The 25,444-nt window shown below is 36.6% G+C and carries 21 protein-coding genes, 2 tRNA genes and 2 other annotated features; of the genes, 5 read left to right on the top strand and 18 right to left on the bottom strand.

Annotation, left to right across the window (positions count from 1 at the left end):
• Positions 1–91 precede the first annotated feature (91 nt).
• Both glcT and ptsG read left to right on the top strand, forming a co-directional pair.
• On the top strand, positions 92–919 hold the full coding sequence (glcT, locus tag BMX63_RS04895; RefSeq protein ID WP_093132560.1) for a glucose PTS transporter transcription antiterminator GlcT: 828 nt from the start codon (positions 92–94) through the stop codon (positions 917–919).
• A gap of 219 nt (positions 920–1,138) precedes the next feature.
• Complete coding sequence (ptsG, locus tag BMX63_RS04900) at positions 1,139–3,094, top strand: glucose-specific PTS transporter subunit IIBC (RefSeq protein WP_093132562.1); 1,956 nt, start codon at positions 1,139–1,141, stop codon at positions 3,092–3,094.
• A gap of 86 nt (positions 3,095–3,180) precedes the next feature.
• Here ptsG and BMX63_RS04905 read toward each other — a convergent pair whose 3' ends face one another.
• The 5 genes from BMX63_RS04905 to proC form a co-directional block, all read right to left on the bottom strand.
• Entirely contained in the window at positions 3,181–3,471 is a 291-nt protein-coding gene (locus BMX63_RS04905; protein WP_093132564.1) for a holin, read from the bottom strand.
• Between the two features lie 195 nt (positions 3,472–3,666).
• Positions 3,667–3,795: a hypothetical protein gene (locus tag BMX63_RS18630; protein WP_281242721.1), complete on the bottom strand. Its 129-nt coding sequence runs from the start codon at positions 3,793–3,795 to the stop codon at positions 3,667–3,669.
• A 239-nt stretch (positions 3,796–4,034) separates the two neighbouring features.
• Complete coding sequence (locus BMX63_RS04910; protein ID WP_093132566.1) at positions 4,035–5,399, bottom strand: TrkH family potassium uptake protein; 1,365 nt, start codon at positions 5,397–5,399, stop codon at positions 4,035–4,037.
• Positions 5,400–5,758: 359 nt separating this feature from the next.
• Positions 5,759–5,831, bottom strand: a tRNA-Arg gene (locus tag BMX63_RS04915).
• A gap of 63 nt (positions 5,832–5,894) precedes the next feature.
• Entirely contained in the window at positions 5,895–6,719 is an 825-nt protein-coding gene (gene proC, locus BMX63_RS04920) for a pyrroline-5-carboxylate reductase (protein ID WP_093132568.1), read from the bottom strand.
• Between the two features lie 77 nt (positions 6,720–6,796).
• Positions 6,797–7,053: a binding site (T-box leader), on the bottom strand.
• Positions 7,054–7,435: 382 nt separating this feature from the next.
• Here proC and BMX63_RS04925 point away from each other — a divergent pair.
• Both BMX63_RS04925 and BMX63_RS04930 read left to right on the top strand, forming a co-directional pair.
• Positions 7,436–8,077, top strand: a complete 642-nt coding sequence (locus BMX63_RS04925) for a deoxynucleoside kinase (protein WP_093132570.1) — start codon at positions 7,436–7,438, stop codon at positions 8,075–8,077.
• Entirely contained in the window at positions 8,074–8,766 is a 693-nt protein-coding gene (locus tag BMX63_RS04930) for a deoxynucleoside kinase (protein ID WP_093132572.1), read from the top strand. Before BMX63_RS04925 ends, BMX63_RS04930 begins: the two co-directional genes overlap by 4 nt.
• A 112-nt stretch (positions 8,767–8,878) precedes the next feature.
• Here BMX63_RS04930 and BMX63_RS04935 read toward each other — a convergent pair.
• From BMX63_RS04935 to guaB, 6 genes are all read right to left on the bottom strand, one after another.
• A tRNA-Ser gene (locus tag BMX63_RS04935) sits at positions 8,879–8,971 on the bottom strand.
• Between the two features lie 125 nt (positions 8,972–9,096).
• On the bottom strand, positions 9,097–10,380 hold the full coding sequence (gene serS / locus BMX63_RS04940; RefSeq protein ID WP_093132574.1) for a serine--tRNA ligase: 1,284 nt from the start codon (positions 10,378–10,380) through the stop codon (positions 9,097–9,099).
• A gap of 263 nt (positions 10,381–10,643) precedes the next feature.
• Positions 10,644–10,862 (bottom strand) — a binding site (T-box leader).
• 59 nt (positions 10,863–10,921) lie between these two features.
• Positions 10,922–11,515, bottom strand: coding sequence for a pyridoxal 5'-phosphate synthase glutaminase subunit PdxT (gene pdxT, locus BMX63_RS04945; protein WP_093132576.1), 594 nt, complete (start codon positions 11,513–11,515; stop codon positions 10,922–10,924).
• Between the two features lie 23 nt (positions 11,516–11,538).
• Positions 11,539–12,423, bottom strand: coding sequence for a pyridoxal 5'-phosphate synthase lyase subunit PdxS (gene pdxS, locus BMX63_RS04950; protein WP_093132578.1), 885 nt, complete (start codon positions 12,421–12,423; stop codon positions 11,539–11,541).
• An 80-nt stretch (positions 12,424–12,503) separates the two neighbouring features.
• Positions 12,504–13,844, bottom strand: coding sequence for a D-alanyl-D-alanine carboxypeptidase family protein (locus BMX63_RS04955; protein ID WP_093132580.1), 1,341 nt, complete (start codon positions 13,842–13,844; stop codon positions 12,504–12,506).
• Positions 13,845–13,956: 112 nt separating this feature from the next.
• A complete protein-coding gene (gene guaB / locus BMX63_RS04960) occupies positions 13,957–15,426 on the bottom strand; it encodes an IMP dehydrogenase (RefSeq protein ID WP_093132582.1) in 1,470 nt (489 codons plus the stop codon).
• Between the two features lie 114 nt (positions 15,427–15,540).
• On the opposite strand from guaB, the gene BMX63_RS04965 reads away from it, so the two are divergent.
• The gene (locus BMX63_RS04965) at positions 15,541–16,497 is read left to right on the top strand and encodes a YaaC family protein (protein WP_177167187.1); all 957 of its coding nucleotides are present in this window, start codon (positions 15,541–15,543) and stop codon (positions 16,495–16,497) included.
• Between the two features lie 24 nt (positions 16,498–16,521).
• On the opposite strand, the gene BMX63_RS04970 is transcribed toward BMX63_RS04965, so the two are convergent.
• The 7 genes from BMX63_RS04970 to dnaN form a co-directional block, all read right to left on the bottom strand.
• Positions 16,522–17,613 (bottom strand): HD-GYP domain-containing protein, encoded by a 1,092-nt coding sequence (locus BMX63_RS04970; protein ID WP_093132586.1) that lies wholly within the window; start codon positions 17,611–17,613, stop codon positions 16,522–16,524.
• Between the two features lie 35 nt (positions 17,614–17,648).
• Positions 17,649–20,171 (bottom strand): DNA gyrase subunit A, encoded by a 2,523-nt coding sequence (gyrA, locus tag BMX63_RS04975; protein ID WP_093132588.1) that lies wholly within the window; start codon positions 20,169–20,171, stop codon positions 17,649–17,651.
• 202 nt (positions 20,172–20,373) lie between these two features.
• Positions 20,374–22,290: a DNA topoisomerase (ATP-hydrolyzing) subunit B gene (gene gyrB, locus BMX63_RS04980; RefSeq protein ID WP_093133176.1), complete on the bottom strand. Its 1,917-nt coding sequence runs from the start codon at positions 22,288–22,290 to the stop codon at positions 20,374–20,376.
• A gap of 69 nt (positions 22,291–22,359) precedes the next feature.
• Entirely contained in the window at positions 22,360–22,656 is a 297-nt protein-coding gene (gene remB, locus BMX63_RS04985) for an extracellular matrix regulator RemB (RefSeq protein ID WP_342731559.1), read from the bottom strand.
• Entirely contained in the window at positions 22,653–23,771 is a 1,119-nt protein-coding gene (recF, locus tag BMX63_RS04990; protein ID WP_093132593.1) for a DNA replication/repair protein RecF, read from the bottom strand. The genes remB and recF overlap by 4 nt, the downstream gene beginning before the upstream one ends.
• A 30-nt stretch (positions 23,772–23,801) precedes the next feature.
• A complete protein-coding gene (gene yaaA, locus BMX63_RS04995; protein ID WP_093132596.1) occupies positions 23,802–24,020 on the bottom strand; it encodes a S4 domain-containing protein YaaA in 219 nt (72 codons plus the stop codon).
• A gap of 168 nt (positions 24,021–24,188) precedes the next feature.
• Complete coding sequence (dnaN, locus tag BMX63_RS05000; protein WP_093132598.1) at positions 24,189–25,331, bottom strand: DNA polymerase III subunit beta; 1,143 nt, start codon at positions 25,329–25,331, stop codon at positions 24,189–24,191.
• Between the last annotated feature and the right edge of the window lie 113 nt (positions 25,332–25,444).

Genomic DNA, 25,444 nt, shown 5'->3' on the forward strand with positions numbered 1-25,444 from the left:
GAAAACACCTATATTATATCTTAGTCTAAATAATTCATCTATTTTCTATAAAATAAAAATCATTTTCCTTTTTAAAAAGGAGGGGAGTAAGATGCCGAAAATTAAAAAAGCTTTAAATAATAACGTTATCATTGCAAGCAATTCCACTAATAAAGAAGTTATATATATCGGTAAGGGTATTGGTTTTAATAAAAAAAGAGGGGATGTTATTAACCCTGAAAGTGCGGAAAAGGTATTTCTTTTGGAGAGCCAGGCAGAACAGGAAAAATACAAACAATTATTGCCGTTTTTAAATGAAGATTTTATCACATTTATGCATGATGTACTGACCTACATTGAAAAGGAAATGGGTCCTATAATAAATGAACATATCCACACTGGATTAACAGACCATATTGCTTTTGCTATTAAAAGAGCTAAAGAAGGTATTTTTATTAAAAACCCTTTCTTAGTAGAAACACAGGCTCTTTATCAGCAGGAATATCGTATAGCAAAAGAGATTGTAAACATGATAAAGGAATATAGTGGTATTGAGCTTCCAACAGGAGAAATTGGGCTTATTGCCCTTCATATCCACAGTTCAGTTACCAATCGGACGATTCAGGAGGTAAATAAATATTCAGAATTAGTCTATCAGGTTATAAGTATGATAGAAACAGGATTAGATATAACATTAGAACGTGATAACATTCAATATTTTCGACTTGTTCAGCATATACGGCATGCTATTGATCGAATGAATCAAAAACATACAGAAAACCAAATAACTTTAGCAAAGGTGTTGAAACAAGAATACCCCTTATGCTACAATCTTGCTTGGAAGATTGTTAAGGTTATACAAAAGCATTTGCAAAAGTCAGTTGATGAATCAGAAGTGGTTTATTTAACTATTCATTTACAACGTTTAATAAAGGATTAATTTTATATATTGGATACGTGTTACTGATTCGATCAGGCATGAGTGAAAAGGATGTTATTTAGAATAAGGGTTTCTTATACCCTCATTCTAATAATCCCTTTTTACTCATGCCTTTTTTATTTATTATTTTTAATTCAGCTGCCTTTTACGCAAAATATAAAAGTATATGTAAGCCTTAACAAATTATATAGACTATCTTTTAGGAGGTTAAGAGGACCTATGTTTAAAAAAGCATTTGGTTTACTGCAGCGAATAGGTCGTGCACTAATGCTGCCTGTTTCTGTTCTGCCAGCTGCTGGTTTGTTATTAGGTATTGGACATGAAAATGTTTTAGATATTGCCATTATGTCCCAGGCTGGTGGAATTATTTTTGACAACTTACCAATATTGTTTGCTGTTGGTGTTGCAATTGGTCTCGCAGATGGAGACGGAGTTGCTGGTTTAGCAGCAGTTATTGGATTTTTAATTATGAACGTTACCCTTGGGATTATGGCTGATGCCAATGGGGTTGAAACGGTCGAACTACTTGGAATACAGACACTACAAATGGGTGTATTCGGCGGTATTATTATCGGTATTGTAGCAGCCTATTTATATAAGAAATTCTTTAATATACAATTGCCGCAGTTCTTAGGTTTCTTCGCTGGAAAGCGCTTTGTCCCCATTATTACAGCAGCAACCGCTGTTATTTTAGGAATCTTATTCTTTTATGTATGGCCACCGATCCAAAATGTTATTGACTGGTTCTCTGTCTTAGCAACAGAAACAAGCTCAACGATTGCTGCCTTTATCTTTGGATTTGGTCAACGTGCATTAATTCCATTCGGACTTCACCATATTTTCTACCAGCCATTCTGGTATGAATTTGGATCATTTGTAAATGATGCTGGGGAAGTTGTCCGGGGAGATATGACGCGTTACTTTGAGGGTGACCCAACTGCAGGAACCTTTATGGCTGGTCTATTCCCATTCATGCTATTTGGTCTCCCTGCAGCAGCGTTAGCTATTTATCATGAAGCTAAACCAGAAAACAAAGCAAAAATAGCAGGAATTATGGGTTCTGCCGCATTAACATCTTTCTTAACAGGTATTACAGAGCCAATAGAATTTGCCTTTCTATTCGTAGCACCTGTCTTATTCTTAATTCACTGTGTGTTTGCAGGATTATCCTTTGTTGCGATGGATTTATTAAATGTTAAAGCAGGATTTACCTTCTCAGGTGGTTTCATTGATTATGTTCTTTATTGGGGACTCTCAACCAATGCCTGGATGGTTATTCCTGCAGGACTTGTCTTTGCAGTGTTATATTACTTTGGCTTCCGATTTGCCATTCGTAAATTTGATTTAAAAACGCCTGGTCGCGAAGACGATGAAATTTCAGAAGGCGAAAACGAGAATGAACAGGAAGTTGGAGATTTACCTTATAACGTACTGGAAAGCTTAGGTGGACAAGAAAACATTACTCATCTTGATGCCTGTATTACCCGCCTTCGTGTATCGGTTGATGATAAAAATGAAGTAGATAAAAATCGCCTAAAAAGACTTGGTGCATCTGGCGTTATGGAAGTTGGGAATAATATTCAAGCTATATTTGGCCCTCAATCTGATACCATTAAAGGCCAGATTCAAGATATTATAAGTGGAAAAACGCCAAGAACAGCTAAAAAACAAGAAACAAATACACAAAATCAAGCTGTGGAAATAGATGAAGATGCTGAATTTAATTTAGCAAGTCCAATCAAAGGTAAACTATTACCTATTACTGAAGTTCCGGATCAGGTTTTCTCAGATAAAATGATGGGAGATGGATTTGCGATAGAACCAGCAGATGATACAATCGTATCTCCAGTTGATGGTAAGGTGATCAATGTGTTCCCTACCAAGCATGCTATTGGTGTTAAAACCAATTTCAGGCGTGAAATTTTAATTCATTTTGGTATTGATACGGTTAAGCTAAACGGAGAAGGCCTTGAGGTATTTGTTAAAGATGGTGACGAAATTAAAGTCGGGCAGAAACTAATGAAAGTAGATCTAAAAGAAATACAAAACCAGGTACCTTCTATCATTACACCAATTGTTTTCACAAATCTTCAAGAAGGAGAAGAGGTTAAACTCCTTAAAGAAGGAGAAGTCTCTCAAAGTGAAGAAAATATTGTATCTATTGTGAAAAACTAATAAAACCCCAGTATCCTTTTATATTCAGGATACTGGGGGTTTATTTTTGATTAAGGATCGGCCCTGTTTATCGACTACGCCTTTCATTAGTTTATATGATCTTGAATGATTTCATTACTTAGTCTCTCCTTTTTTTTCGTTTGCTTTCCTAACTCAAATAACCCGGTAGAAGCAAGTCCAGCTAAACCACCCGACCATATACGCATGGGTAAGTCTAAATCAGTGAATGGATAACCTGCAATCCCGATAAGGATTCCGATAATAAAACTGGTAAAAGGGATATAATTTTTAGGTATTTTCCTGGTTTTCTTCACCAATTCAACCAAGGCCATAGCCACTGGTGCAAGTACTGTGGCAAACATTAAAACCAGCTCCAAATAAAACACTTCCTTTCAATAACAAAAGCCCATAAGAATAGCACCTCAAATAAGCACAGAATCCAATTGGAAGACATATCTTCTTAATCTAATTCCCTTTCAATCCAGCAACTCACTTCTGTTATCCTCTTTTCAGCTTATAGCTCGTTCTTCCTTCGTCATTGTCCTGCGTTAAGACATAAATGAAAGGCCATATTAATAAAAATATTCTTTTCTATCAAATTCTTCTTCTAACTCTTTAGCATCTGCTCTCTTGTCGAATTTTTCATGTAGTGGTGCAGTTCTTTTCCGTCTTTTAAAATAAATTAAAATCCGCTTGAACATGAACTCACCCCTTATATTTAAAATTCTTCTTATAAGGAAGGTATCATTATGATATTAAAGAGATATGATTTTAACATTTAGTTTCTGTTAATTTTTAGTAAACTGCTTCATTATTAGAACCTTGCCATAATCGTCAACTCTTTGCTGGGGGACTTATGTTATTAGAATGAAGCTGAAGTCTTGGAAACCATAATCTAAAGAAAAAACAATGACACCTGATTAAAACGTATTTTCACGTTTTATCCAATGATCACTTTCTCTTTAGGATAATGATAGACGTCTGTTGTTGCCTTCCCTCTTAAAAGAAATAAGAAAGAAAAGATTCCTATACGTCCTACAAACATAAGAAAAATAATTACACATTTCCCAGTTGTGCTTAGATCTGGCGTAATTCCCATGGATAACCCTGTTGTTCCGAAAGCAGAACAAACTTCAAAAACAATCGAAAGTATCGAAAATGGCTCCAAGTAATCAAGTAGGACAATACCAGCAATACATAACATAGAAGCAGTGGCGATGACTATAAACGAACGAATAACATCATCATTATCTAATTCTCTGTCAAATACCTTAATACTGGTATTTCCTTTTGCATAGTTATATATGGTTAACAACATAATGGCAAATGTCGTTGTTCGAATCCCTCCACCTACACTACTTGGAGAAGCCCCAATAAACATTAACACACAGAGTACAACCAAAGTTGGCGAAGTAAACTCACTGACATCCATCGTGGCTAGTCCACCATTTCTAGTGGTCACAGATTGAAACAAACTATAAAAGAATTGTTCATGCCAATTTTTATCAACAAAAAAAGCACCATGTTCCAAAAGAAGTATGAATATCCAGCCTACCAATATGAGTGCAAAAAAGGTTATAACCGTTAATTTTGTATATAATGAAAAGTAGTGTTTATTATGAATAGACCTATTGTTCTTACTTAAAAAATCTTTGGTTTCGATTAGTACAGGAAATCCAATAGCTCCCAGAATTAACAGAACAATATTGACAAATTGGACAAAGTAATCGTTCGCAAAAGGTATTAAGGAAGAACCCGTAATATCAAACCCTGCATTTGTTGTAGCACTTACTGCACCAAAAAAACCTTGTAGTAATGCTTCCTGCCAAGTATCAAAATAGTTTAAAAAATAGATGCTTAAAATGGCTGTACCTACTAATTCAATCATAACAATAATTCTGAGGATTTTTACCATCAGTCTGACTAATCCTGATAAGGTTTCCCTATTTTGATCAATCTGTATTAGTTTTCTAGCACGAAGACCAATTCTTTTACCAAGAATAAGCCAAATTAGCGTCCCCAATGTCATGATACCAATTCCACCAAATTGTAATACCACAGTTAATGCCACTTTTCCCGCTGTATTAAAGGTATCAGCCGTTGAGACAACAGTTAATCCTGTTACACTTACTGCGCTTACTGAAGTGAATAATAAATCAATAAAGGACAAGTTTACACCCTGTTGATGAAATATTGGTAAACCAAGTATGAATAAAGCTGATAGTACAGCTAATAAATAAAATAAAACAATAATACGAATAGTTGATAAATGATTGGGCTTAAAAATTTTACGAAATATATTCATGAATTAGTCCCCTTATATAATCATGCAAATATCCATTTTTTGCATTGATTTTGTCACTCTTTTTTATTTCAAGTGAATATAGGAAAAAGCACTTTAAGATAAATTAAAAATAGCAAACCAATCCATAATTATCAACACTGTTTCACGAAGTAAAATTGCAGTAAAAGGAATACCTTTAACCTGCTATGATTGTTGGGATTTTTTATAGTAGGCTGTTTAATCAAAAAATTAAACGCTTTAGAATATCGTTTAGACATAAAATGTCCCCCTAAGGAAACAACAGATTATATTTTTTAATCTGCCTACCTTAGAGGGAGCATATAAATTTTCTCGACAGTCTGTAACCTGGTATATTTTAACGGCCCCGGCAGGATTCGAACCTGCGACGCACGGTTTAGGAAACCGACGCTCTATCCCCTGAGCTACGGAGCCAAAGTGAAAACATTATTTATTATACAAAATAATGCGTTGATTGAAAAGGGGATAGAACAATTCCTAAACTCTCTGATAAGGTTTACCAAGCTCTATTGACCGTTCTTTGGCATTTTTAATACATTCCATTAATGCTTCCTGATATTTATACCTTTCAAGAGTTTCAAGTCCTGCCTGAGTTGTTCCACCAGGGCTGGTTATTTTTTGGCGCAGTTCCTCAGGACTTGCCTGTGTATTCTTTAACATTTCAGCGGCCCCTACTAAAGTTTGGACAATTAGTTCCTTTGAAATTTCCTCTTTTAGACCAGATTCTTTAGCGGCAGCCTCCATTGCTTCTACGAGATAATAAATATAGGCAGGTCCACTACCAGATAAACCTGTTACAACATGTAAGTCATCCTCATCGACAACTGTTGTCGTACCAATCGTTTCAAATAATTGCCTAACCATATTCATTTGATTACTCTTAGCAAATTTCCCCGCTGCAATGGCTGTTGCTGAAAAACCAATAGATGCTGAGGTGTTAGGCATCGCTCGAATGACCGCAACGTCCTGGTTTAATTCCTGTTCAACATATGAAGTGGAAATACCTGCTAAAACAGAAACAACAAGTTGATTTTCTGAAACATACTCCCTTATCGAATTTATAGCATCTGTGACATCCTTTGGTTTCATTGCGAGAATAATAATGTCCGCATCCTCCATAACACCTTTTTTATCGCTGGATATCTTTACATCATAAATCGTTTTGATATGTTCCAGACGCTCTCTATCCTCCTTGTTTGTTACATAAATTTGGTCCGGACGAACAACTTGCTTATTTAATATCCCGGACATAATCGATTCTGCCATCGAACCCGCACCTACAAAAGACATTTTATTAATCATCTTTTTCCTCCTAATTTTTTCGTTATCTCCATGAATCGTATAAACATTTTCAGTAAAAAACCCACTCCATCCTTATACTTAAGGACGAAATGGGTTACTCCGCGTTACCACCTTGTATTGACATCTTTAAAAAAGGGAAAGTTTATACAAAAGATTCCTATTAAAAAAGATGTCCTCTTTGTCACCTATAACGCAAGGCATACGATCAAAGTTTTTCGCTTTGATAGCTCGCAGGTAGGTTTCGATAATCTCCAAGTGATGGAATCTTTCAGCCGATGAATTCCAATCTCTTTTCACCCGAGTCATTATCTACTGGCCTGTTCATTGCTTATAGCGTATTCAGTATATTTTATAGTATTATGCAAGTAAACCAAAAAAATGTCAAGTTAAATTAGAAAAGCGAAGGCGACTGTTCAGGTCCTGCAGTATAAGCAAAATTCACGGAATAGCATGCTTTTGGCTATGTAGTGGATTTTGCTTATATCTGCCTGGACCTAGGAGCCGCAGCTGGACACTGAAAAGCGAAGGCGACTGTTCAGGTCTTGATCCAGGAGTCATAGGAATACACAGACAAGAAATTGTATTTTTATTCTTATGTCGCAACCCTTATATATATGATAAAATATAATCTGTCTGTTTTTGTAGAAAGCTGTTTTCTATAAGATTGTTGTTTTCCCAAAAAACAATGATAGTGAAGTATTGAAGGGAGCGAAATTATGGGACAAATACCTTTCATTGCCGTTGAGGGTCCAATTGGAGTTGGAAAAACCTCTTTGGCAAAAAAGATCAATGCCCATTTTCATTTTTCTTTATTGAAAGAAATTGTAGAGGAGAATCCATTTCTCGGCAAGTTTTACGACAACATTGAGGAATGGAGCTTTCAAACCGAGATGTTCTTTCTATGTAATCGTTATAAACAACTCGAGGATATCGACACTAAATACCTGAAACAAGGTAAACCTGTTGTAGCTGATTATCATATTTCAAAAAATATGATATTTGCTAAACGTACGCTTAAAGAGCAGCAGTTTGAAAAATATAGTGAAATTTTCCATATCTTAACCGATGATATGCCTAGGCCTAATATTATGATTTATTTACATGCAAGTTTAGATACACTATTAGAAAGAATTCGCAAACGTGGAAGAGCATTGGAACAGAATATTCAAGCATCATACTTAGAGCAGCTATCCCATGATTATGAAATCTTTATGAATCAATTTGAAGCAGAATACCCGGATATTCCGGTTATTCGGTTTAATGGCGATGAGCTAGACTTTGTAAATAGACAGGAAGACTTAGAGTACGTCATTAAAAAGGTGGAAAAGTCATTAAAAGAGGGGGAGGTTGTATTATGACGACCGGGAACCATCGCCACAATATCCCTAACGATTCGGTTATTACCATTGCTGGTACCGTAGGGGTTGGAAAATCGACTATGACAAAGGCCTTAGCAAACGCATTAAATTTTAAGACATCCTTTGAAAAGGTCGATTCGAATCCATATTTAGATAAGTTTTATGATGATTTCGAGCGTTGGAGTTTTCATTTGCAAATTTACTTTTTAGCAGAACGTTTCAAAGAGCAAAAGCGGATATTTGAATATGGTGGCGGATTTATTCAGGATCGCTCCATCTATGAAGATACAGGCATTTTTGCAAAGATGCATTATGAAAAAGGAACAATGTCTAAGACGGATTATCATACCTATAAGAGTCTCTTTGATTCTATGGTTATGACACCATATTTTCCTCATCCAGATTTACTTATCTATCTGGAAGGTTCCTTTGATCATATTTTAGATAGAATCCAAAAACGCGGGCGTCCAATGGAACAACAGACACCTGTTGAATACTGGAAAGAAATGTACGACCGTTATCAGAACTGGATTAATGAATTTAATGCTTGTCCAGTTATGCGTATTAATATTGCTGATTACGATATTATTAATGATGAATCATCCATTGAATCGATTCTGGAACGAATCAGTCATTTTATCCATCATTCACGAAAATTCACAAGAACAAAATCAGCATTCCAGTTATAAAGGAAAAGCCGAACCTAATACAAGGTTCGGCTTTATTAAACCAAAAAAAATCGCTACCTAAGTAACGATTTTTTTGTCTCCGTTATATCTCCAATATTTATACGCAGTTTTATGGCGGAGGAGGAGGGATTCGAACCCCCGCGGGCTTTGACACCCCTGTCGGTTTTCAAGACCGATCCCTTCAGCCGGACTTGGGTACTCCTCCTTAATGACACTTTAGTAATATATCATATCCCATTTTGTTCTGCAAGACAAAAAAGAGAAGTTTTACTTTTCTTATAACTCTATCCAAAATTAAGAGGAATACCTTAAAGGCATTCCTCTATTCTCTTACACATTTTTAATGTATTCACGATTTCCCAAATATGGACGTAACGGTTCTGGTATGAGAATAGAACCATCCTCCTGTTGATAGTTCTCAATAATAGCTGCAACAGTTCGTCCAATAGCCAGTCCAGATCCATTTAAGGTATGAACAAATTCTGGTTTACCCTTAGCACCTCGACGGAAGCGTATTTTAGCACGGCGAGCCTGGAAGTCCTCAAAGTTCGAACAAGACGAAATCTCCCGATACGTATTAGAACTTGGCATCCATACTTCAATGTCATATTTTTTGGCTGCTGTAAAGCCTAAATCTCCTGTACACATATTCATTACTCGATATGGAAGCTTCAATAGCTGCAATACTTTTTCAGCATGACCCGTTAATTGCTCCAGCACTTCATAGGAATCCTCCGGTTTGACGAGGTGAACTAATTCCACTTTATTAAACTGGTGCTGACGAATTAAGCCTCTTGTGTCACGACCAGCAGATCCTGCCTCTGAACGGAAATTGGCACTGTAAGCGGCAAATTTTTTGGGTAGATCATCCTCATTTAAAATTTCATCGCGATGATAATTAGTAACAGGTACTTCTGCAGTTGGAATTAAGTAATAGTCATCCCAATCCGCAATTTTAAATAAATCCTCTTCAAATTTAGGTAATTGACCTGTACCTAATAAACTGTCACGATTCACCATAAAAGGAGGTATCGCTTCCTCATAGCCATGTTCATCCACGTGAAGATTAAGCATAAAATTCATTAACGCTCGCTCTAATCTTGCTCCCAATCCTTTATAAAAAGTAAAACGGCTACCTGTGATTTTGGCGGCACGTTCAAAATCAAGCATACCTAATTCAACAGCTAAATCCCAATGAGGTTTTGCATCATAGGTAAAATGTGGAACATCTCCCCAGCTGCGGATTTCAATATTATCGTCTTCATCCTCCCCAACAGGAACACTTTCATGGGGAATATTAGGAATAGACATGAGCAAAGTTTCAAGTTTCTCTTCAATGTCCTTTAATTCCTTATCCAGTGTTTTAATGCGGTCCCCAACTTCACGCATTTCCTTAATCATTGGTTCAGCATCCTTTTTCTCTTTCTTTAAGACAGAAATTTGCTTGGATACTTCATTACGTTTTGCTTTTAATTCTTCACTTTCACGAATAAGCTCCCGGCGTTTTTGATCCCACACACCAAACTTGTCTAAATCAGATAAATCTTCTCCTCTGTGCGTTAATTTTTCTTTTACTTCATCAAAATGATCACGTAAATACTTCATATCTAACATGATGATCTCCTCCTTGTTATTTATTTTTACACTCTTTTAATAAAGATTGGTATATTTGCATAAAGCAAGATGAGTGCAGAAGGAAAAATACTCGCTCTCCTCGGACGCCCCCCCCCCATCGAGCCCCTCGTTTTTTTCCTCATTGCGGTACCTTATAAGGTCTGTTATTCTGCAGGAATCTCGCATATTTACTTAAGGACAACAATCCTTTAGAGCCGAAAATCTTCGTCCATAAAACATAAAAAACTCCCATCCCTTTATCATAAAGGGACGAGAGTTACTATATTTCCCGCGATACCACCCTGATTGAGGAAAATATCCTCCAACTTGGTTCTGATAACGGTGTTTCACCGAGTATACTTACTGTTTTCTTCGGTATACTTACTCAAGGACGGATTCACAACGAGCTTATATCGGTTCACAGCAGCCACCGACTCTCTGAAATAAGCTTCCCTGCTACTAATTCCTCTCATCGCTTTTTATTAGCGTATATCCTTTTTTCCGTTAATGACTGTCATTCGTTAATAATATACCCTTTTTACTAGAAAGATGCAAGTTTCTTTACGGAATCCTCAACCATATGAACAAAATGTTGCGTCAGGCGATAATCATCCGTTAACTCAGGATGAAAAGCACAAGTTAAATAATGATCCTGTTGTGCAGCTACAATTTTATCCTCATACGTAGCTATTACATCTACATTGTCACCTGTTTCTAAAATATAGGGTGCCCGAATAAATACTGCATTAAACGAATCAGCTATTCCTTTTAATTCAATTTCAGCTTCAAAGCTTTCTTTTTGGCGGCCAAAGGCATTTCGTGCTGCCTTGATATCAATGAGCTGGAGATGGGCATCAGGTTGTCCATCGAGTTCTTTAGCTAATAATATTAGTCCCGCACAAGTACCAAAGATAGGCTTTCCTGATTGACCAAATCGACGTAAGGCATCAAAAAATCCGTATTTATCTATAAGGCGTCTCATTGTTGTGCTCTCGCCACCTGGCAGAATGAGGCCATCTAATTCATCTAGTTGTTCTACACGCTTAACGACTGTTGCTTTAGCACCACAAGCTTCAACAGTACGTACATGTTCCTGTACAGCTCCTTGTAAACCTAGTACACCAATTTTCACCATGATGCATGACCCCTTCTTATAAATTACTCACTGCGGTCTTGCATACGATCAGCTTCCGATAAAGTAGACATTTCCTGTCCTTTCATCGCTGTTCCAAGACCTTTTGATAATTTACCAATTAATTCATAATCTTCATAATGTGTAGTTGCTTCCACAATGGAACGAGCAAAATTTTCTGGATTATCCGATTTAAAAATACCTGAACCAACAAATACACCATCTGCACCTAACTGCATCATAAGAGCAGCATCTGCAGGTGTAGCAATTCCTCCTGCAGCAAAGTTCACGACTGGAAGACGTCCCTCTTCTTTAATCTCTTTAAGCAGTTCATACGGTGAACCCGTATTCTTTGCATAAACCATCAACTCGTCCTCTGAAAGTCCAGCAATTTCACGGATTTGTGATTGTACTTTACGCATGTGACGGACTGCTTCTACAATATTTCCTGTACCAGGCTCACCCTTTGTACGTAACATGGAAGCTCCTTCTCCAATACGGCGAACAGCTTCTCCAATATCCCGACAACCGCATACGAAAGGAACCGTATAATCGGTTTTATTAATGTGATAGACTTCATCAGCAGGGGTTAAAACTTCACTTTCGTCAATATAATCAACCCCAAGTGATTCGAGGACTCTTGCTTCTACAATGTGGCCAATACGTGCCTTTGCCATAACTGGGATTGAAACAGCATTCATGACTTCTTCCACTACAGTTGGGTCAGCCATTCTTGCAACTCCTCCAGCCGCACGAATATCAGCTGGAACACGTTCAAGAGCCATTACCGCTACAGCTCCAGCTTCCTCTGCAATTTTTGCCTGTTCAGCATTGACAACGTCCATGATAACGCCGCCTTTTTGCATTTCGGCCATTCCCCGCTTCACACGATTAGTACCTGTTTTTGACATGACGGTTTCCCCCTAGTATAAATTTACTCGTTTTCTCATAGTTCTATTGTAACGGATAATTCCCAGTATTCAAATCTGATTTAGAATAATCCTTTTACCCAATCTACAATACCACCGAATAAATCAGAGAAAAAGTCTCCGATTGCTCGGAAGGTTAAGGTGAACCAATTGGCTTTTTCCACATTGCTTTGTGTAACAACTTGTGCTTTTGCCTGTTCATTTGATATATCATCGGTAATATAACCAAATAGCTCTTCACCTGTGTAGGAAATCTTTGCAGTACCTACTGCATCACCTTCTTCAATAGGCGCCGTTAATTTTCCATCATCATTTAACTTCGATTTATCTAATGTAAATTCTATTTCATAAGGGTTCTCTTCACCAGAAGGCACAACACCACGAATAGCTTCGTCTGTAGCAATTTCTACTGATTTTCCCTTACCTTTGGCTACATTTAAAGTAGACTCGTCCTCTTGTTGATAATCAGCAGGGAAAATTTCTTTTACTTCCGTTTGGTTAAATCCATAATCAAGTAATTTTTTTGTTTCTTCAAATCGTGCTTCTTTGGAATCTGTTTGCATAACAACCGAAATAAGTCTTCGGTTATTCCGCTCAGCTGTACCTGTAAAACAATAGCCAGCCATATCTGTCCATCCAGTTTTCATTCCATCCAGACCTTCATATCCAAATGGCTCTAGCTGGCCAGGCATACCGGGAAGCATCCAATTCCAATTCGTAAATGATTCGTCATCTAATTTACTTTCCGTGATACTTGAATAATCAAGGGCTTCAGGATAATCATTTATTAAATGATAAGCTAATAAAGCCACTGATTTTGCTGATAAATAATTATCTGCATCTGCTCCAGTTCCCTCAGGGTGATGTTCTCCTAAATCACTATTACTTAATCCAGTAGCATTCACGAACTCAGCATCCTGTAATCCCATCTCCTGAGCTTTTTGATTCATCATCTTAACAAATTCACTTTCAGATCCAGCTACTAGTTCGGCTAAGGCAACGGTGGTCGCATTATCAGAGTTAACAGCCATAGCTGTATATAATTCTTCTACTGTATATTCTTTATTTTGACGTAATCCAATTCCGGAAAATGCATCATTATCGGAAAGCCAATAAGCATAATCAGAAATGGTTGTCGTTGTATCCCAACTAATATCTCCATTATTAATCGCCTCTAATACCAAGTACTCTGTCATCATCTTGGTCATACTGGCTGGAGGCAAAGCTAAATCCGCTTCTTTCTCATATAATATCTGGCCTGTTTGTGCATCTACTAAAATAGCTGATTTTGCTTCAATATTATTCGGTTGTGCTTGGGTAATAACAGGTGCTGGTATTAAGGAAACAACCGTTATGAGAATAGCTGAAAGCACCATCCCTAATGTTTTTATGTACTTGTTCATCTGTCTAACCTCCACCATTTTAATCTATCCTTTGCAATTTTATCATATCGGTATCAAAAAAAATAGACAGTGAATAGTCACTGTCTAGAAATACCAATTTAGGTCCTTTCACCTAAAGAGAATAGTTAGGAGCTTCTTTGGTTATCTGGACATCATGAGGATGACTTTCTCTTAACCCTGCATTCGTAATTCTTATAAATTGTCCTTCATTCCGTAGTGTATTCATATCTTTTGTTCCACAATATCCCATTCCTGATTGCAGTCCACCAATAAGCTGATGAACCGTATCCGCTAATGGACCTTTGTAAGGAACACGGCCTTCAATGCCCTCTGGGACAAGTTTGTTGGATTCAGATTCGCTTTGGAAATATCGATCCTTTGAACCTGCCTTCATAGCACCTACAGATCCCATACCACGGTATACTTTAAATTGTCTTCCCTGGAAAATTTCCGTTTCACCAGGGCTTTCTGAAACGCCGGCAAACATACTTCCTAACATCACGGCATGACCACCTGCTGCAATAGCTTTAACAATTTCTCCTGAATATTTAATGCCACCATCAGCTATGATGGCTACGTTATGTTTAGAAGCTTCTTCTGCACAATCATTAACAGCTGTAATTTGAGGAACACCTATACCTGATACGACTCTTGTTGTACAAATCGATCCCGGACCAATTCCCACTTTAATAATATTGGCACCTGCTTCAATTAATTCTCTGGTTCCTTCTGGTGTGGCAACATTTCCGGCAATAAGATCTAATTCAGGATAATTTTCTCGAATGGTTTTCACCTGTTCAATCACACTCTTTGAATGGCCATGTGCTGTATCTACAACAATGACATCAGCACCTGCTTCTACAAGCTTTTCTATTCGAAGCATTGTATCAGCCGTAACACCTACAGCCGCTCCTGCTACTAAACGTCCTTTTTCATCCTTAGCAGCGTTCGGATACTCAATCACTTTTTCTATATCCTTAATTGTAATTAATCCTTTTAAATGATTTTCTTCATCAACCAGGGGCAGCTTTTCAATTTTATATTTTTCCAGAATATATCCCGCTTCTTGCACTGTGGTGCCAACAGGAGCTGTAACCAAATTTTCACTAGTCATCACTTCAGAGATTTGGATAGAGTATTCATGGGTAAACCGGAGATCACGATTTGTAATAATCCCTACTAGCTTTTGCTCCTGTTCATTGTTAACAATCGGAACACCTGAGATTCGATATTTCCCCATCAAATGCTCAGCATCATATACTTGATGCTCTGGTGTTAAAAAAAATGGATGATTAATGACGCCATTAACAGAGCGTTTTACCAAATCTACTTGTTCAGCTTGTTCTTCAATGGACATATTTTTATGAATTATCCCTAAACCACCCTGTCTCGCCATAGATATCGCCATATCTGCCTCCGTAACGGTGTCCATTCCAGCACTTATAAGAGGAATATTTAGGGTTAATTTACTGGATAATTGCGTCCGAACATCCACTTCACGTGGTAAAACCTCTGATTTAGCAGGCATCAATAGTACATCATCAAACGTTAAGCCTTCCTTTGAAAATTTATCCTTCCGCATGTTTTAGCCCCCCTAATTATGATTTCTTTGATATTTGGTAATACTATTCTTGTAAATTTTCTATATGATACGCTAGTTTTTTTATCTTTTCAAGGACAAGTAAGGAGATTTTTTATGAGAACGACAAACCTTTCTGCATTTTATCATCAGCTTAAATCTATTCCTTATGTTCAAAAATTCCTTAGTCAATGTTATCAAAAAGGGAATTTTAACGAATATGAAAAGCTTAGTTTTCAAAATGCTGATCGATTTATTTATTATCTGGAACATGCTGAAACTTATTTGACACAAGCTAAAAAAGCGTCTATTTCTATTCAGCCTGTCCTGCTATTTTATGGACTAACACAATTAATCAAAACCTGTTTAATCACAAAAAGACCCCATTATCCTGAAAATACTAGTTTACTAGCTCATGGCGTCTCCACTAGAAAGCGAAAAAAGCAATCCTATCGATTTTTACAGGATGAGGTGAAAATTCAGCAAAAAGGACTTTTCCCCTATTTCACAAGTCATCTCTATTCCATTCAGCAATTACCGGTAGACAAATTTTCGATGGAGCATTTATTTAAAAAGATACCTGAAATGGACGACCTTTATGCGATTCAGCATAAGGAAGAACAATATATCAGGATTGGTCCTGTTGATGAAAAAATACTGCGAATACCATTAAAGCTTATATATGACTGGCATCTTTCTGAAAGAAGATTCGTGGAAAAACTGCAGAGCTTTCTCCCCCCAATAAAAGAATGGAAGCTTGATCAAAAAAATCTTATGATTTATTTAGAACGAGAACTTTTACCTTTTGAAAGTAATTTGATCACTACGGATATAGAATGTGAGCATCTTTTACTGCACAAAAATCGTTTCCTTTTTCATCCCTTCCACGAAGGAATGGCTCACTTTTTGCTACTCTATAATTTAAGTATGATTTGCAGATATGAGACGGAATGGTGGGGAGAGCTTCTTCATTCCTTTAGTAATAATGATTATCCATACATCCTTCACTTTTTAAATATTACAGCTAAAAAAATCCCCATTATGCTTGGTTTTTTTCTTTTAAACCAAACCTAATGGGGGAGGAATTTCTTATTTATTTTAGGCCAGTATTTCTTCTATATGAAGCTGTGGATTGTCTTTTAATATAATCATTTCATCACTTTCATTTATTCTTATAATAGGTCTTGTTGGGTCTTTATTCTCTATAAACACGATTTCTCCTATACGTTGATCAGAAAGTTTAACTTTTGTTCCATTCGAGAAATGGGTTATTCCTGTTACTAAAACATTCACTACTTCAAGATCCAATTTCCCCAGCTGTTGAGTTTTTATTTCTTCAACTGCCTTAAACGGTGATTGTTTAGGCTTATAAACTCTTTCTGAAACCATCGCATGGAAAATATCACTTACAGCAATAATTCTGGCATATAGATCGATTTTCTGATGCTTCAAACCAAAAGGGTAGCCGTTCCCATCCAGTCTTTCGTGGTGTTGCAAAACAGATAGTTTCGCCTCTTGTTTCAGAGAGGCAATATTCTCAACCCATCGATAAGAGTAAATGGGATGTTGTTGAACTTCTTTAAATTCTTCTGCTGATAAACGGTCAGTTTTATTTAATATTTTTTCAGAAATCTGCGCCATACCGCAATCGCTTAAATAGGCGGCTAATGCCACTTGAATTCGATCACCTTGTGAAAGCTTCATACGTTTTGCAATAAATGCACCTATTAAAGCTTTTGCAACAAAGTGATGATAAAAGTAATTTTCTTTATCTACATGGTGGTGAAGAGAAAAAATAATACCAGAGTCATTTTCAGCTTTCAAAATAAGAGGGATTAGAAATTCTCTTATCTTTGAAATATTTACCGGATTTCTTGCTTGCCACTTAAGAAACATTTCTTTTGTCTCGTTGACACTTTGAGCATATTCAATGGCAAAGGGCTGCGTTTTCTGTTCAGTTTCTTTCTTTGTTTCCTGCTTTTCCTCTTGCCGTTTTGCTCCTGGAATAAAATTCTCACCGTCTACAAGCTTTGATGAAACCTCTAACTCTTTAATACAAAAATGCTTTAATACTTTGATATGAATAGGCTGTATGACGGTTTCTTTTGGAATAATAGGATTTACCGTTTTTCCCTTTACCTCTCGCTCTACTATACACCCTGGCTTTAATTGACTGGGATGGACAAGCAATTTCTCTTCACCTCCAAAAATTCAAGTTATTTTCCTTACTCTGTTGGTTCTTCATCTTGATTTTCAGAATCCTGATTGTTTAAATCCTGTACTTGCTGCTCATCCTCAATGGCATCTTCCTCATCTTCTTGTGCAATTTTGGCAATGGTTGAAACTTCTTCTCCTTCTTCCAAGCGAATGAGTTTTACCCCTTGTGTATTTCTTCCTGTTTCTGAAATTCCTTCAACAGGCATACGAATAAGCATACCACTTTCGGTAATTAAGATAAGATCTTCTTCCGGTGTCACCGTTTTTACGGCAACAACATTTCCATTCTTTTCTGTTAAGTGACAGGTAAGGATTCCTTTACCCCCGCGATTCGTCGTTCGATACTCCTCAGCCTTTGTTCGTTTTCCGAATCCCTTACTTGTTACGGTTAGGACTTGAGAGGATTCATCTAGTATTTCCATCGACACCACTTTATCTTCTTCATCTCTTAAAGTTATTCCTTTGACTCCAGAAGCTGTTCTTCCCATAGCACGTACATCCTGTTCATCAAAGCGAATTAGGTAACCTTGTTTCGTTCCAATCATAATTTGTTTGTTTCCATCTGTCAGACGTACTGAAATTAATTCATCATCTTCTTTTAAATTGATAGCACGCAGGCCGCCTTTTCGGATATTCGCAAATTGTGATAATGCTGTCCGCTTCGAAATACCATGTTCTGTGGTAAAGAATAAGTACCAATCATCAGAGAATTCATTAATAGAAATCATGGCATTTATCCATTCTCCTTTTTCTACCTCCAGAACATTGACGATAGGAATTCCCTTAGCTGTTCGCCCAAACGAAGGAATCTCGTAGCCTTTTGTTTTATAGACCTTTCCTTTATTAGAAAAGAACAATATTGTATTGTGAGTAGATGTGGACAGTAGATGCTCTACAAAATCATCTTCGTTAGTGCCCATGCCCTGAACACCGCGTCCACCTCTTTTTTGTGTACGATAAGTGGATGCAGGAAGTCGTTTAATATATCCTTTATGCGTTAAGGTAATAACTATGGTTTCTTCCGGGATAAGATCTTCATCCTCGATAAAGTCTGTCCCTCCAACGGTAATTTCCGTTTTTCTTTCATCGTTATAACGCTCTTTAATATCCGTTAATTCCTCACGAATTATCTCAAGTACTTTTTCCTCATCAGCTAAAATAGCCTTCAGCTCTCCAATAAGTTTAACGAGATCACTATATTCATTTTCGATTTTTTCCCGTTCTAAACCAGTTAAACGTTGTAAACGCATGTCTAATATAGCTTGAGCCTGCTTTTCAGACAGTTCAAAACGATTAACCAGTTCTTCACGTGCAATATCTGTTGTTTTAGAATTACGAATTAAGGAGATAACCTCATCCAGATGGTCAAGAGCCACTCGCAAACCTTCTAAAATATGAGCTCTTGCCTCAGCTTTTCTCAACTCATAAGCTGTTCTTCTCTTAATTACTACTTTTTGATGATCTAAATAATGATTTAACGTTTGTTTAAGATTTAAAATCTTAGGTTCTCCATCAACAAGTGCTAAGGTATTAATTCCAAAAGAAGTTTGTAGTGCTGTTTGTTTATATAAATTGTTTAAGACAACATTTGGATTTACATCTTTACGTAATTCAATCACAACACGCATACCTTCACGATCAGATTCATCACGTAAGTCTGTAATCCCGTCAATTTTTTTGTCCCGAACTAATTCAGCAATTTTTTCAATTAATTTTGCTTTGTTTACTTGGAAAGGAAGCTCCGTAACAATAATAGAGGACTTTCCGTTTTTCATTTCTGTTATTTCGGATTTTGCGCGAACAGTAATCGAACCTTTACCTGTTTCATAGGCTTGACGGATACCTCTACGTCCTAAAATTTGACCTCCTGTAGGAAAATCAGGTCCGTGAATATAATTTTCCATAAGCTCATGAATGGTGATATCAGGATTTTTACTTAACTCTAATACACCATCTATAACTTCACCAAGTTGATGGGGCGGAATATTCGTCGCCATTCCAACTGCAATACCTGAAGCACCATTTACTAGTAAGTTAGGGAAACGGGCAGGTAAAACAGCTGGTTCCTTCTCGGTACCATCATAGTTATCAATATAATCAATGGTATCTTTATTTATATCCCGTAGAATTTCCATAGAAATTTTGGACATTCTAGCCTCTGTATAACGCATAGCGGCTGCTGCATCACCATCAACAGAACCAAAATTTCCATGTCCATCAACAAGTGGATAGCGATAATTAAAATCCTGCGCCATTCTTACCATCGCATCGTATACTGCCGAGTCACCATGGGGATGATACTTACCGATAACTTCTCCTACTATACGAGCAGATTTTTTATAAGCCTTATCTGCATACATACCTAAATCGTGCATCGCATATAATATTCTTCGATGCACTGGTTTCATTCCATCACGAACATCAGGAAGTGCACGTGCAACAATAACACTCATCGCATAGTCTAAAAATGATGTGCGCATTTCCTGATTAAGATTAACTTCCTGCACCTGTGGACGTTGTTGATCCACCATAGAACTACCTCCCTTATTAGAAAAGCGTAGGCGGCTGATTAGGTCAGACTGTATAAGCAAAATCTACTACATTGCTAAAAAAACCATGCCATTCCGTGAAATTTTGCTTCTGTCTGCTTGGCCTAGGAGCCGCAAGCCGTTGAACAAGTCAAACCCACAAAGTGACACACTTTTGGCCACGGAATGGGTTTGACTAGTGTCTTTAAATATCCAGGTTTTTTACATAACGGGCATTTTCTTTAATGAAATCGCGTCGTGGCTCTACTTTATCGCCCATTAAGATTTCAAAGATTTCATCTGCATCCATCGCATCCTGAAGATTCACCTGCAATAATGTTCGATTTTCAGGATTCATCGTCGTTTCCCATAGCTGAGGTGGATTCATTTCTCCAAGACCCTTGTAGCGCTGTAAACTTGGCTTCGGATTACCTGGAAGATTATTTAATTGCGTTTCCATTTCCTGATCATTATAAGCATAATAAACCGTTTTGCCTTGCTGAATTTTATATAAAGGTGGTTGAGCAATATAAACATAGCCATGTTCGATTAGTGGACGCATATAACGATAGAAAAAGGTTAATAATAAAGTCCGGATATGCGCACCATCAACGTCTGCATCTGTCATAATCACAACCTTATGATAGCGTGCTTTTTCTATATCAAATTCTTCTCCAATCCCCGTTCCCAGTGCTGTAATCATAGACCGCACTTCATTATTGGAAAGAATTTTATCTAAACGGGCTTTTTCCACATTAATAATTTTACCTCTTAAAGGAAGGATGGCCTGAAAGTGACGATCTCGGCCTTGTTTAGCCGATCCACCCGCAGAATCCCCCTCAACAATATATAATTCACTAATAGATGCATCCTTTGAAGAGCAATCCGCTAATTTACCAGGAAGATTTGAAACTTCTAAAGCACTCTTTCTTCTTGTTAATTCACGCGCCTTTTTCGCTGCAGTGCGGGCACGTGACGCCATAATTCCCTTCTCTACAATCCTCTTAGCGACAGTAGGATTTTCAAATAAAAAGGTGGAAAAATTCTCATTAAAGAGAGAATCCGTAACAGTACGTACTTCACTATTTCCTAGCTTGGTTTTGGTTTGACCTTCGAACTGTGGATCTTCGTGTTTTATGGAAATAATGGCTGTTAAGCCTTCTCTAACATCATCACCTGTTAAATTTGGATCACTTTCTTTAAACATCTGATTCTTTCGTGCATAGTCATTAATTACTCTTGTCAAAGCTGTTTTAAAGCCCGACTCATGAGTTCCGCCTTCATACGTATGAATATTATTTGCAAACGAGTATATATTACTAGCGAAACCATCGTTATACTGTAAAGCAATTTCCACCGTAATATTATCCATTTCACTCTCGGTATAAAATGGTTCATGGAGGGCTTCACGATTACGATTTAAATATTCAACATATGAAGAGATACCTCCTTCATAGTGAAAGGTTTCTTCTTCACGATCATCTCGTTTATCCTTAATTGAAATCGCTAAACCTTTATTTAAAAAGGCAAGCTCACGTACACGCTGCGCAAGAGTATCATAATCATATTCAAGCGTTTCTGTAAAAATTTCAGGGTCAGGTTTAAAGTGAATACGAGTACCTGTTATATCTGTATCTCCTATTTCCTTAAGATCTTCTTTAGGGACTCCGCGATGATATTGTTGATAATAAATTTTTCCATTAAGATGTACAAATACTTCCAATTCAGTGGATAAGGCATTAACTACAGAGGCTCCAACACCATGTAATCCGCCAGATACTTTGTAACCTCCGCCACCAAACTTTCCACCTGCGTGAAGAACCGTTAAAATAACTTCAACGGCAGGACGTCCTTGCTTTTTTTGTATACCAACCGGGATACCCCGTCCATTATCAATGACAGTAATACTATTATCTTCTTCAATCCTAATCTGGATATGGTCACAATATCCAGCTAAAGCTTCATCAATACTGTTATCAACAATTTCCCAGACTAAATGATGAAGACCTTTTTCGTTCGTAGACCCAATATACATACCAGGGCGCTTTCTTACTGCTTCTAATCCTTCCAGAACTTGTATTTGATTTTCATCATATGCTTGTCCAGTTACATTTTCATCCATAGCCATCAGGTTCACACCTTCATTCCATTATTCTTACTTTCATTAATCTGTAAATAGTAAATCATGAGTCTATTCATCATAATCGTCAGAATAATCCTCTAATTTATCTAAAGTAAAGTTCAAACTTGATCGTTTTCTCAATGTTGCAACCGATAAATTACTAAAATAAATAAAGTTCGTAGTGATAACGATTGATTTTGCCTGATCATGTGATGTATCAATTACGACATTTCTCTTTTTTTGATTTCGAATCATTTCATCAGTGATTGTCGATGATGTTAATAATTCACAATCAATGATGGCGACTACATCTTCTGATTGGATTACATCTTCTTCGCCAATATGGATAAACACACTGAACCTCACCCTTCTTTTAAAACTATCCCTTCTTGAACATGAAAGATCTCTGCATTTTGTAAGGTATCATGTTCAATTCCATCCACACTAGTAGTGGATACAAACGTTTGAACTTTTCCTTGAATCGTGTTTAACAGATGTGACTGTCTCTGATTATCAAGCTCACTTAAAACATCATCTAGTAAAAGAACAGGGTATTCTCCTACTTCATTATGAATGAGTTCAATTTCGGCTAGTTTGAGAGATAAGGCTGTTGTTCTTTGCTGACCTTGTGATCCAAATCTTTGCACTTCTTTTCCATTCACATAAAATAAGAGGTCGTCACGATGAGGGCCTATTAGAGATGTACCTCTTTCAATTTCTCTTGTCTCTATATCTTGAAAGTGGTTTTGATAAGTCTTTACTATTTTTGACAAATCCATGTCTTCTGATACATCAACGCTTCCATCATAGGTCATTTCTAACTGCTCTAATTGATGACTAATACCAGTATGAATCGGCTCAGCCCATTCTCTAAGAAGCTTTAAAAACTCAAATCTTCTCTCAACAATAAGCGCTGCATGTTCGATGAGTTGGTCAGTCAAAACACGCAGCATGGTTCGATCCATATTATGCTGTCTTTGGTAGTCTTTTAATAAAGCATTACGTTGTTTTAAAACTTTTTGATATTGATTTAAATGGTAGACGTAAACAGGCTGAATTTGTCCAATTTCCATATCAATAAAACGACGACGTTCCTGAGGGTTTCCTTTGACTAGGTTTAAATCCTCCGGTGCAAACATCACAACGTTAAAAGCACTAATATAGTCACTTAATTTCGGTTGTTCTATATGATTTAATTTGGCTTTTTTTCCTTTATTGGATAGAACAATTTCCAGTGGGAGAGACCGATTTCGTTTTATAATACTCCCTTTTATTTTAGCATAATTTTCGTCCCATTTAATTAATTCCTTATCACGAGGAGTTCGGTGAGACCTGGTTAAGGCCAGAACATATATTGATTCCATGAGATTGGTTTTTCCCTGTGCATTTTCACCAATAATGACATTAATCTTATGGTCAAATTCGACTTGTATCTGTTCATAATTACGATAATTTGTTAGAGATAATTCCTGGATATACATTTAGATCTCCTTTTTTCATCAAAGGAATGTTCATTCAGATGTAACTTCGAAAGAGCCAATCCCTTCAACCTCAACCACATCACCTATTTGCAGTTTTTTTCCTCTTCTGGTTTCCTGATCACCATTTACAAACACATTAAATTCATGTAAAAACCATTTCGCCATTCCACCTGATTCAATGACATTTGCAAGTTTTAGAAACTGTCCTAATGTGATTGTATCAGTAGAAATTTCAATCGGTTCGCTCATATCTTATCACCTTATCCTCCGTGCATTCATAATACTCCCTATTACTTCATGATAACATAAAAGCAAGGGGATTTCCCTTGCTTCATTTTAAATTTGATGTAATAAATTTGTGCATTACCTTTTTAAAGGTTATTTTGCATAGTCTATTTCTATTTCAGCCGCAGCCGTTTAATAAGTTCTAACAGGTAAAATAAGCTGTAAAATTTCATCAGAATTTTCGATTGGATTTATAATGAATGGACGCATCGCCCCTGTAAAGGAAATCACAACTTTTTCAGAGTTAATTACTTTAAGAGCATCCATCAAATATTTTGCACTAAATGATATTTTTAATTCCTCTCCATCTATCGAATCAGCTTTAACTTCTTCCTGAACTTTTCCAACCTCCGGTGAATTACTGGAAATCTCAAGTGTTTCATTTTCTTTTGTAACCAGTCTTACAACATTATTCCGGCTTTCTTTAGCTAACAGACTTGCACGATCAATAGAATGTAGTAATTCTTTTGAATCAATGACAATATTCGTTTTACTTTGTTCCGGAATTAATCGTGAAGTTTCTGGGTAATTACCATCTAAAAGTCTGGATAGAAAATATAAGTGCTCTGTACGGAATAAAATTTGATTGTCTGTTACGCTTATCTCTATTTTTTCTTGTGTATCAGCCAGAATTTTATTTAACTCATTCAAACTTTTTCCAGGAATAATCACGTTTGAAATATGTTGTTCTTGTATATCTTTGATTGGGATATTTCTTGAAGCTAATCGATGACTATCTGTCGCCACAAAGTGCAGCTTGTCATCTTTAATAGACATATTTACACCTGTAAGAATCGGTCTTGTTTCGGATGTTGAGACAGCAAACACGGTTTGGCGGATAAGATCTTTTAATAAATCTACTGATATTTCAAAACTATTTTCTGTTTTTAACTTAGGGAGCTGTGGATACTCTTCAGCATCTTGTCCATTTAAATTAAATTCTGCATGACCTGATTTTATGGTGACATTAAATTGATCGTCTGATTTCATTTCAACTGTTTGATCAGGAAGTTTTTTTACAATATCCGGAAAATACTTAGCTTGAAGTACTATGCTTCCTGGTTCAATTCCATCAATATAGACGATTCCATCTTCTTCTTTCGGTATAAAGGATTCTATTGAAATATCTGAGTCACTTCCTGTAAGGGTAACTCCTTCTTCTGTTACTTCAATTTTCATTCCACTTAAAATAGGAATGGCTGTTTTAGAAGAAATAGCTTTCATGACATCCTGAACACTTTCCATTAACTGATTACGCTGGATGTTAAATTTCATTTTCAAAAATTCCTCCTAAGAGACATATATATTATTATTTTTTATAAAAATACAGAAGTAATAATAATAGTGCTTGTGAATATGTGGATAAATCGTTTTATTTTGAGCAAATA

Origin of the sequence: Salinibacillus kushneri, from assembly GCF_900111405.1 — a bacterium.
In the GTDB taxonomy this organism is placed as follows: Bacteria; Bacillota; Bacilli; order Bacillales; family Alkalibacillaceae; genus Salinibacillus; species Salinibacillus kushneri.

What these genes read in the sequence shown, in the direction of transcription:
- yaaA (WP_093132596.1), bottom strand. Translation starts at nt 24,020, where the DNA reads ATGAGCGAACCGATTGAAATTTCTACTGATACAATCACATTAGGACAG.
- BMX63_RS04930 (WP_093132572.1), top strand. Translation starts at nt 8,074, where the DNA reads ATGACGACCGGGAACCATCGCCACAATATCCCTAACGATTCGGTTATT.
- serS (WP_093132574.1), bottom strand. Translation starts at nt 10,380, where the DNA reads ATGTTAGATATGAAGTATTTACGTGATCATTTTGATGAAGTAAAAGAA.
- gyrA (WP_093132588.1), bottom strand. Translation starts at nt 20,171, where the DNA reads ATGGTGGATCAACAACGTCCACAGGTGCAGGAAGTTAATCTTAATCAG.
- BMX63_RS04965 (WP_177167187.1), top strand. Translation starts at nt 15,541, where the DNA reads ATGAGAACGACAAACCTTTCTGCATTTTATCATCAGCTTAAATCTATT.
- BMX63_RS04925 (WP_093132570.1), top strand. Translation starts at nt 7,436, where the DNA reads ATGGGACAAATACCTTTCATTGCCGTTGAGGGTCCAATTGGAGTTGGA.
- proC (WP_093132568.1), bottom strand. Translation starts at nt 6,719, where the DNA reads ATGATTAATAAAATGTCTTTTGTAGGTGCGGGTTCGATGGCAGAATCG.
- ptsG (WP_093132562.1), top strand. Translation starts at nt 1,139, where the DNA reads ATGTTTAAAAAAGCATTTGGTTTACTGCAGCGAATAGGTCGTGCACTA.
- guaB (WP_093132582.1), bottom strand. Translation starts at nt 15,426, where the DNA reads ATGCGGAAGGATAAATTTTCAAAGGAAGGCTTAACGTTTGATGATGTA.
- BMX63_RS18630 (WP_281242721.1), bottom strand. Translation starts at nt 3,795, where the DNA reads ATGTTCAAGCGGATTTTAATTTATTTTAAAAGACGGAAAAGAACTGCA.
- BMX63_RS04955 (WP_093132580.1), bottom strand. Translation starts at nt 13,844, where the DNA reads ATGAACAAGTACATAAAAACATTAGGGATGGTGCTTTCAGCTATTCTC.
- pdxS (WP_093132578.1), bottom strand. Translation starts at nt 12,423, where the DNA reads ATGTCAAAAACAGGTACTAATCGTGTGAAGCGGGGAATGGCCGAAATG.
- glcT (WP_093132560.1), top strand. Translation starts at nt 92, where the DNA reads ATGCCGAAAATTAAAAAAGCTTTAAATAATAACGTTATCATTGCAAGC.
- dnaN (WP_093132598.1), bottom strand. Translation starts at nt 25,331, where the DNA reads ATGAAATTTAACATCCAGCGTAATCAGTTAATGGAAAGTGTTCAGGAT.
- BMX63_RS04910 (WP_093132566.1), bottom strand. Translation starts at nt 5,399, where the DNA reads ATGAATATATTTCGTAAAATTTTTAAGCCCAATCATTTATCAACTATT.
- pdxT (WP_093132576.1), bottom strand. Translation starts at nt 11,515, where the DNA reads ATGGTGAAAATTGGTGTACTAGGTTTACAAGGAGCTGTACAGGAACAT.
- gyrB (WP_093133176.1), bottom strand. Translation starts at nt 22,290, where the DNA reads ATGGATGAAAATGTAACTGGACAAGCATATGATGAAAATCAAATACAA.
- recF (WP_093132593.1), bottom strand. Translation starts at nt 23,771, where the DNA reads ATGTATATCCAGGAATTATCTCTAACAAATTATCGTAATTATGAACAG.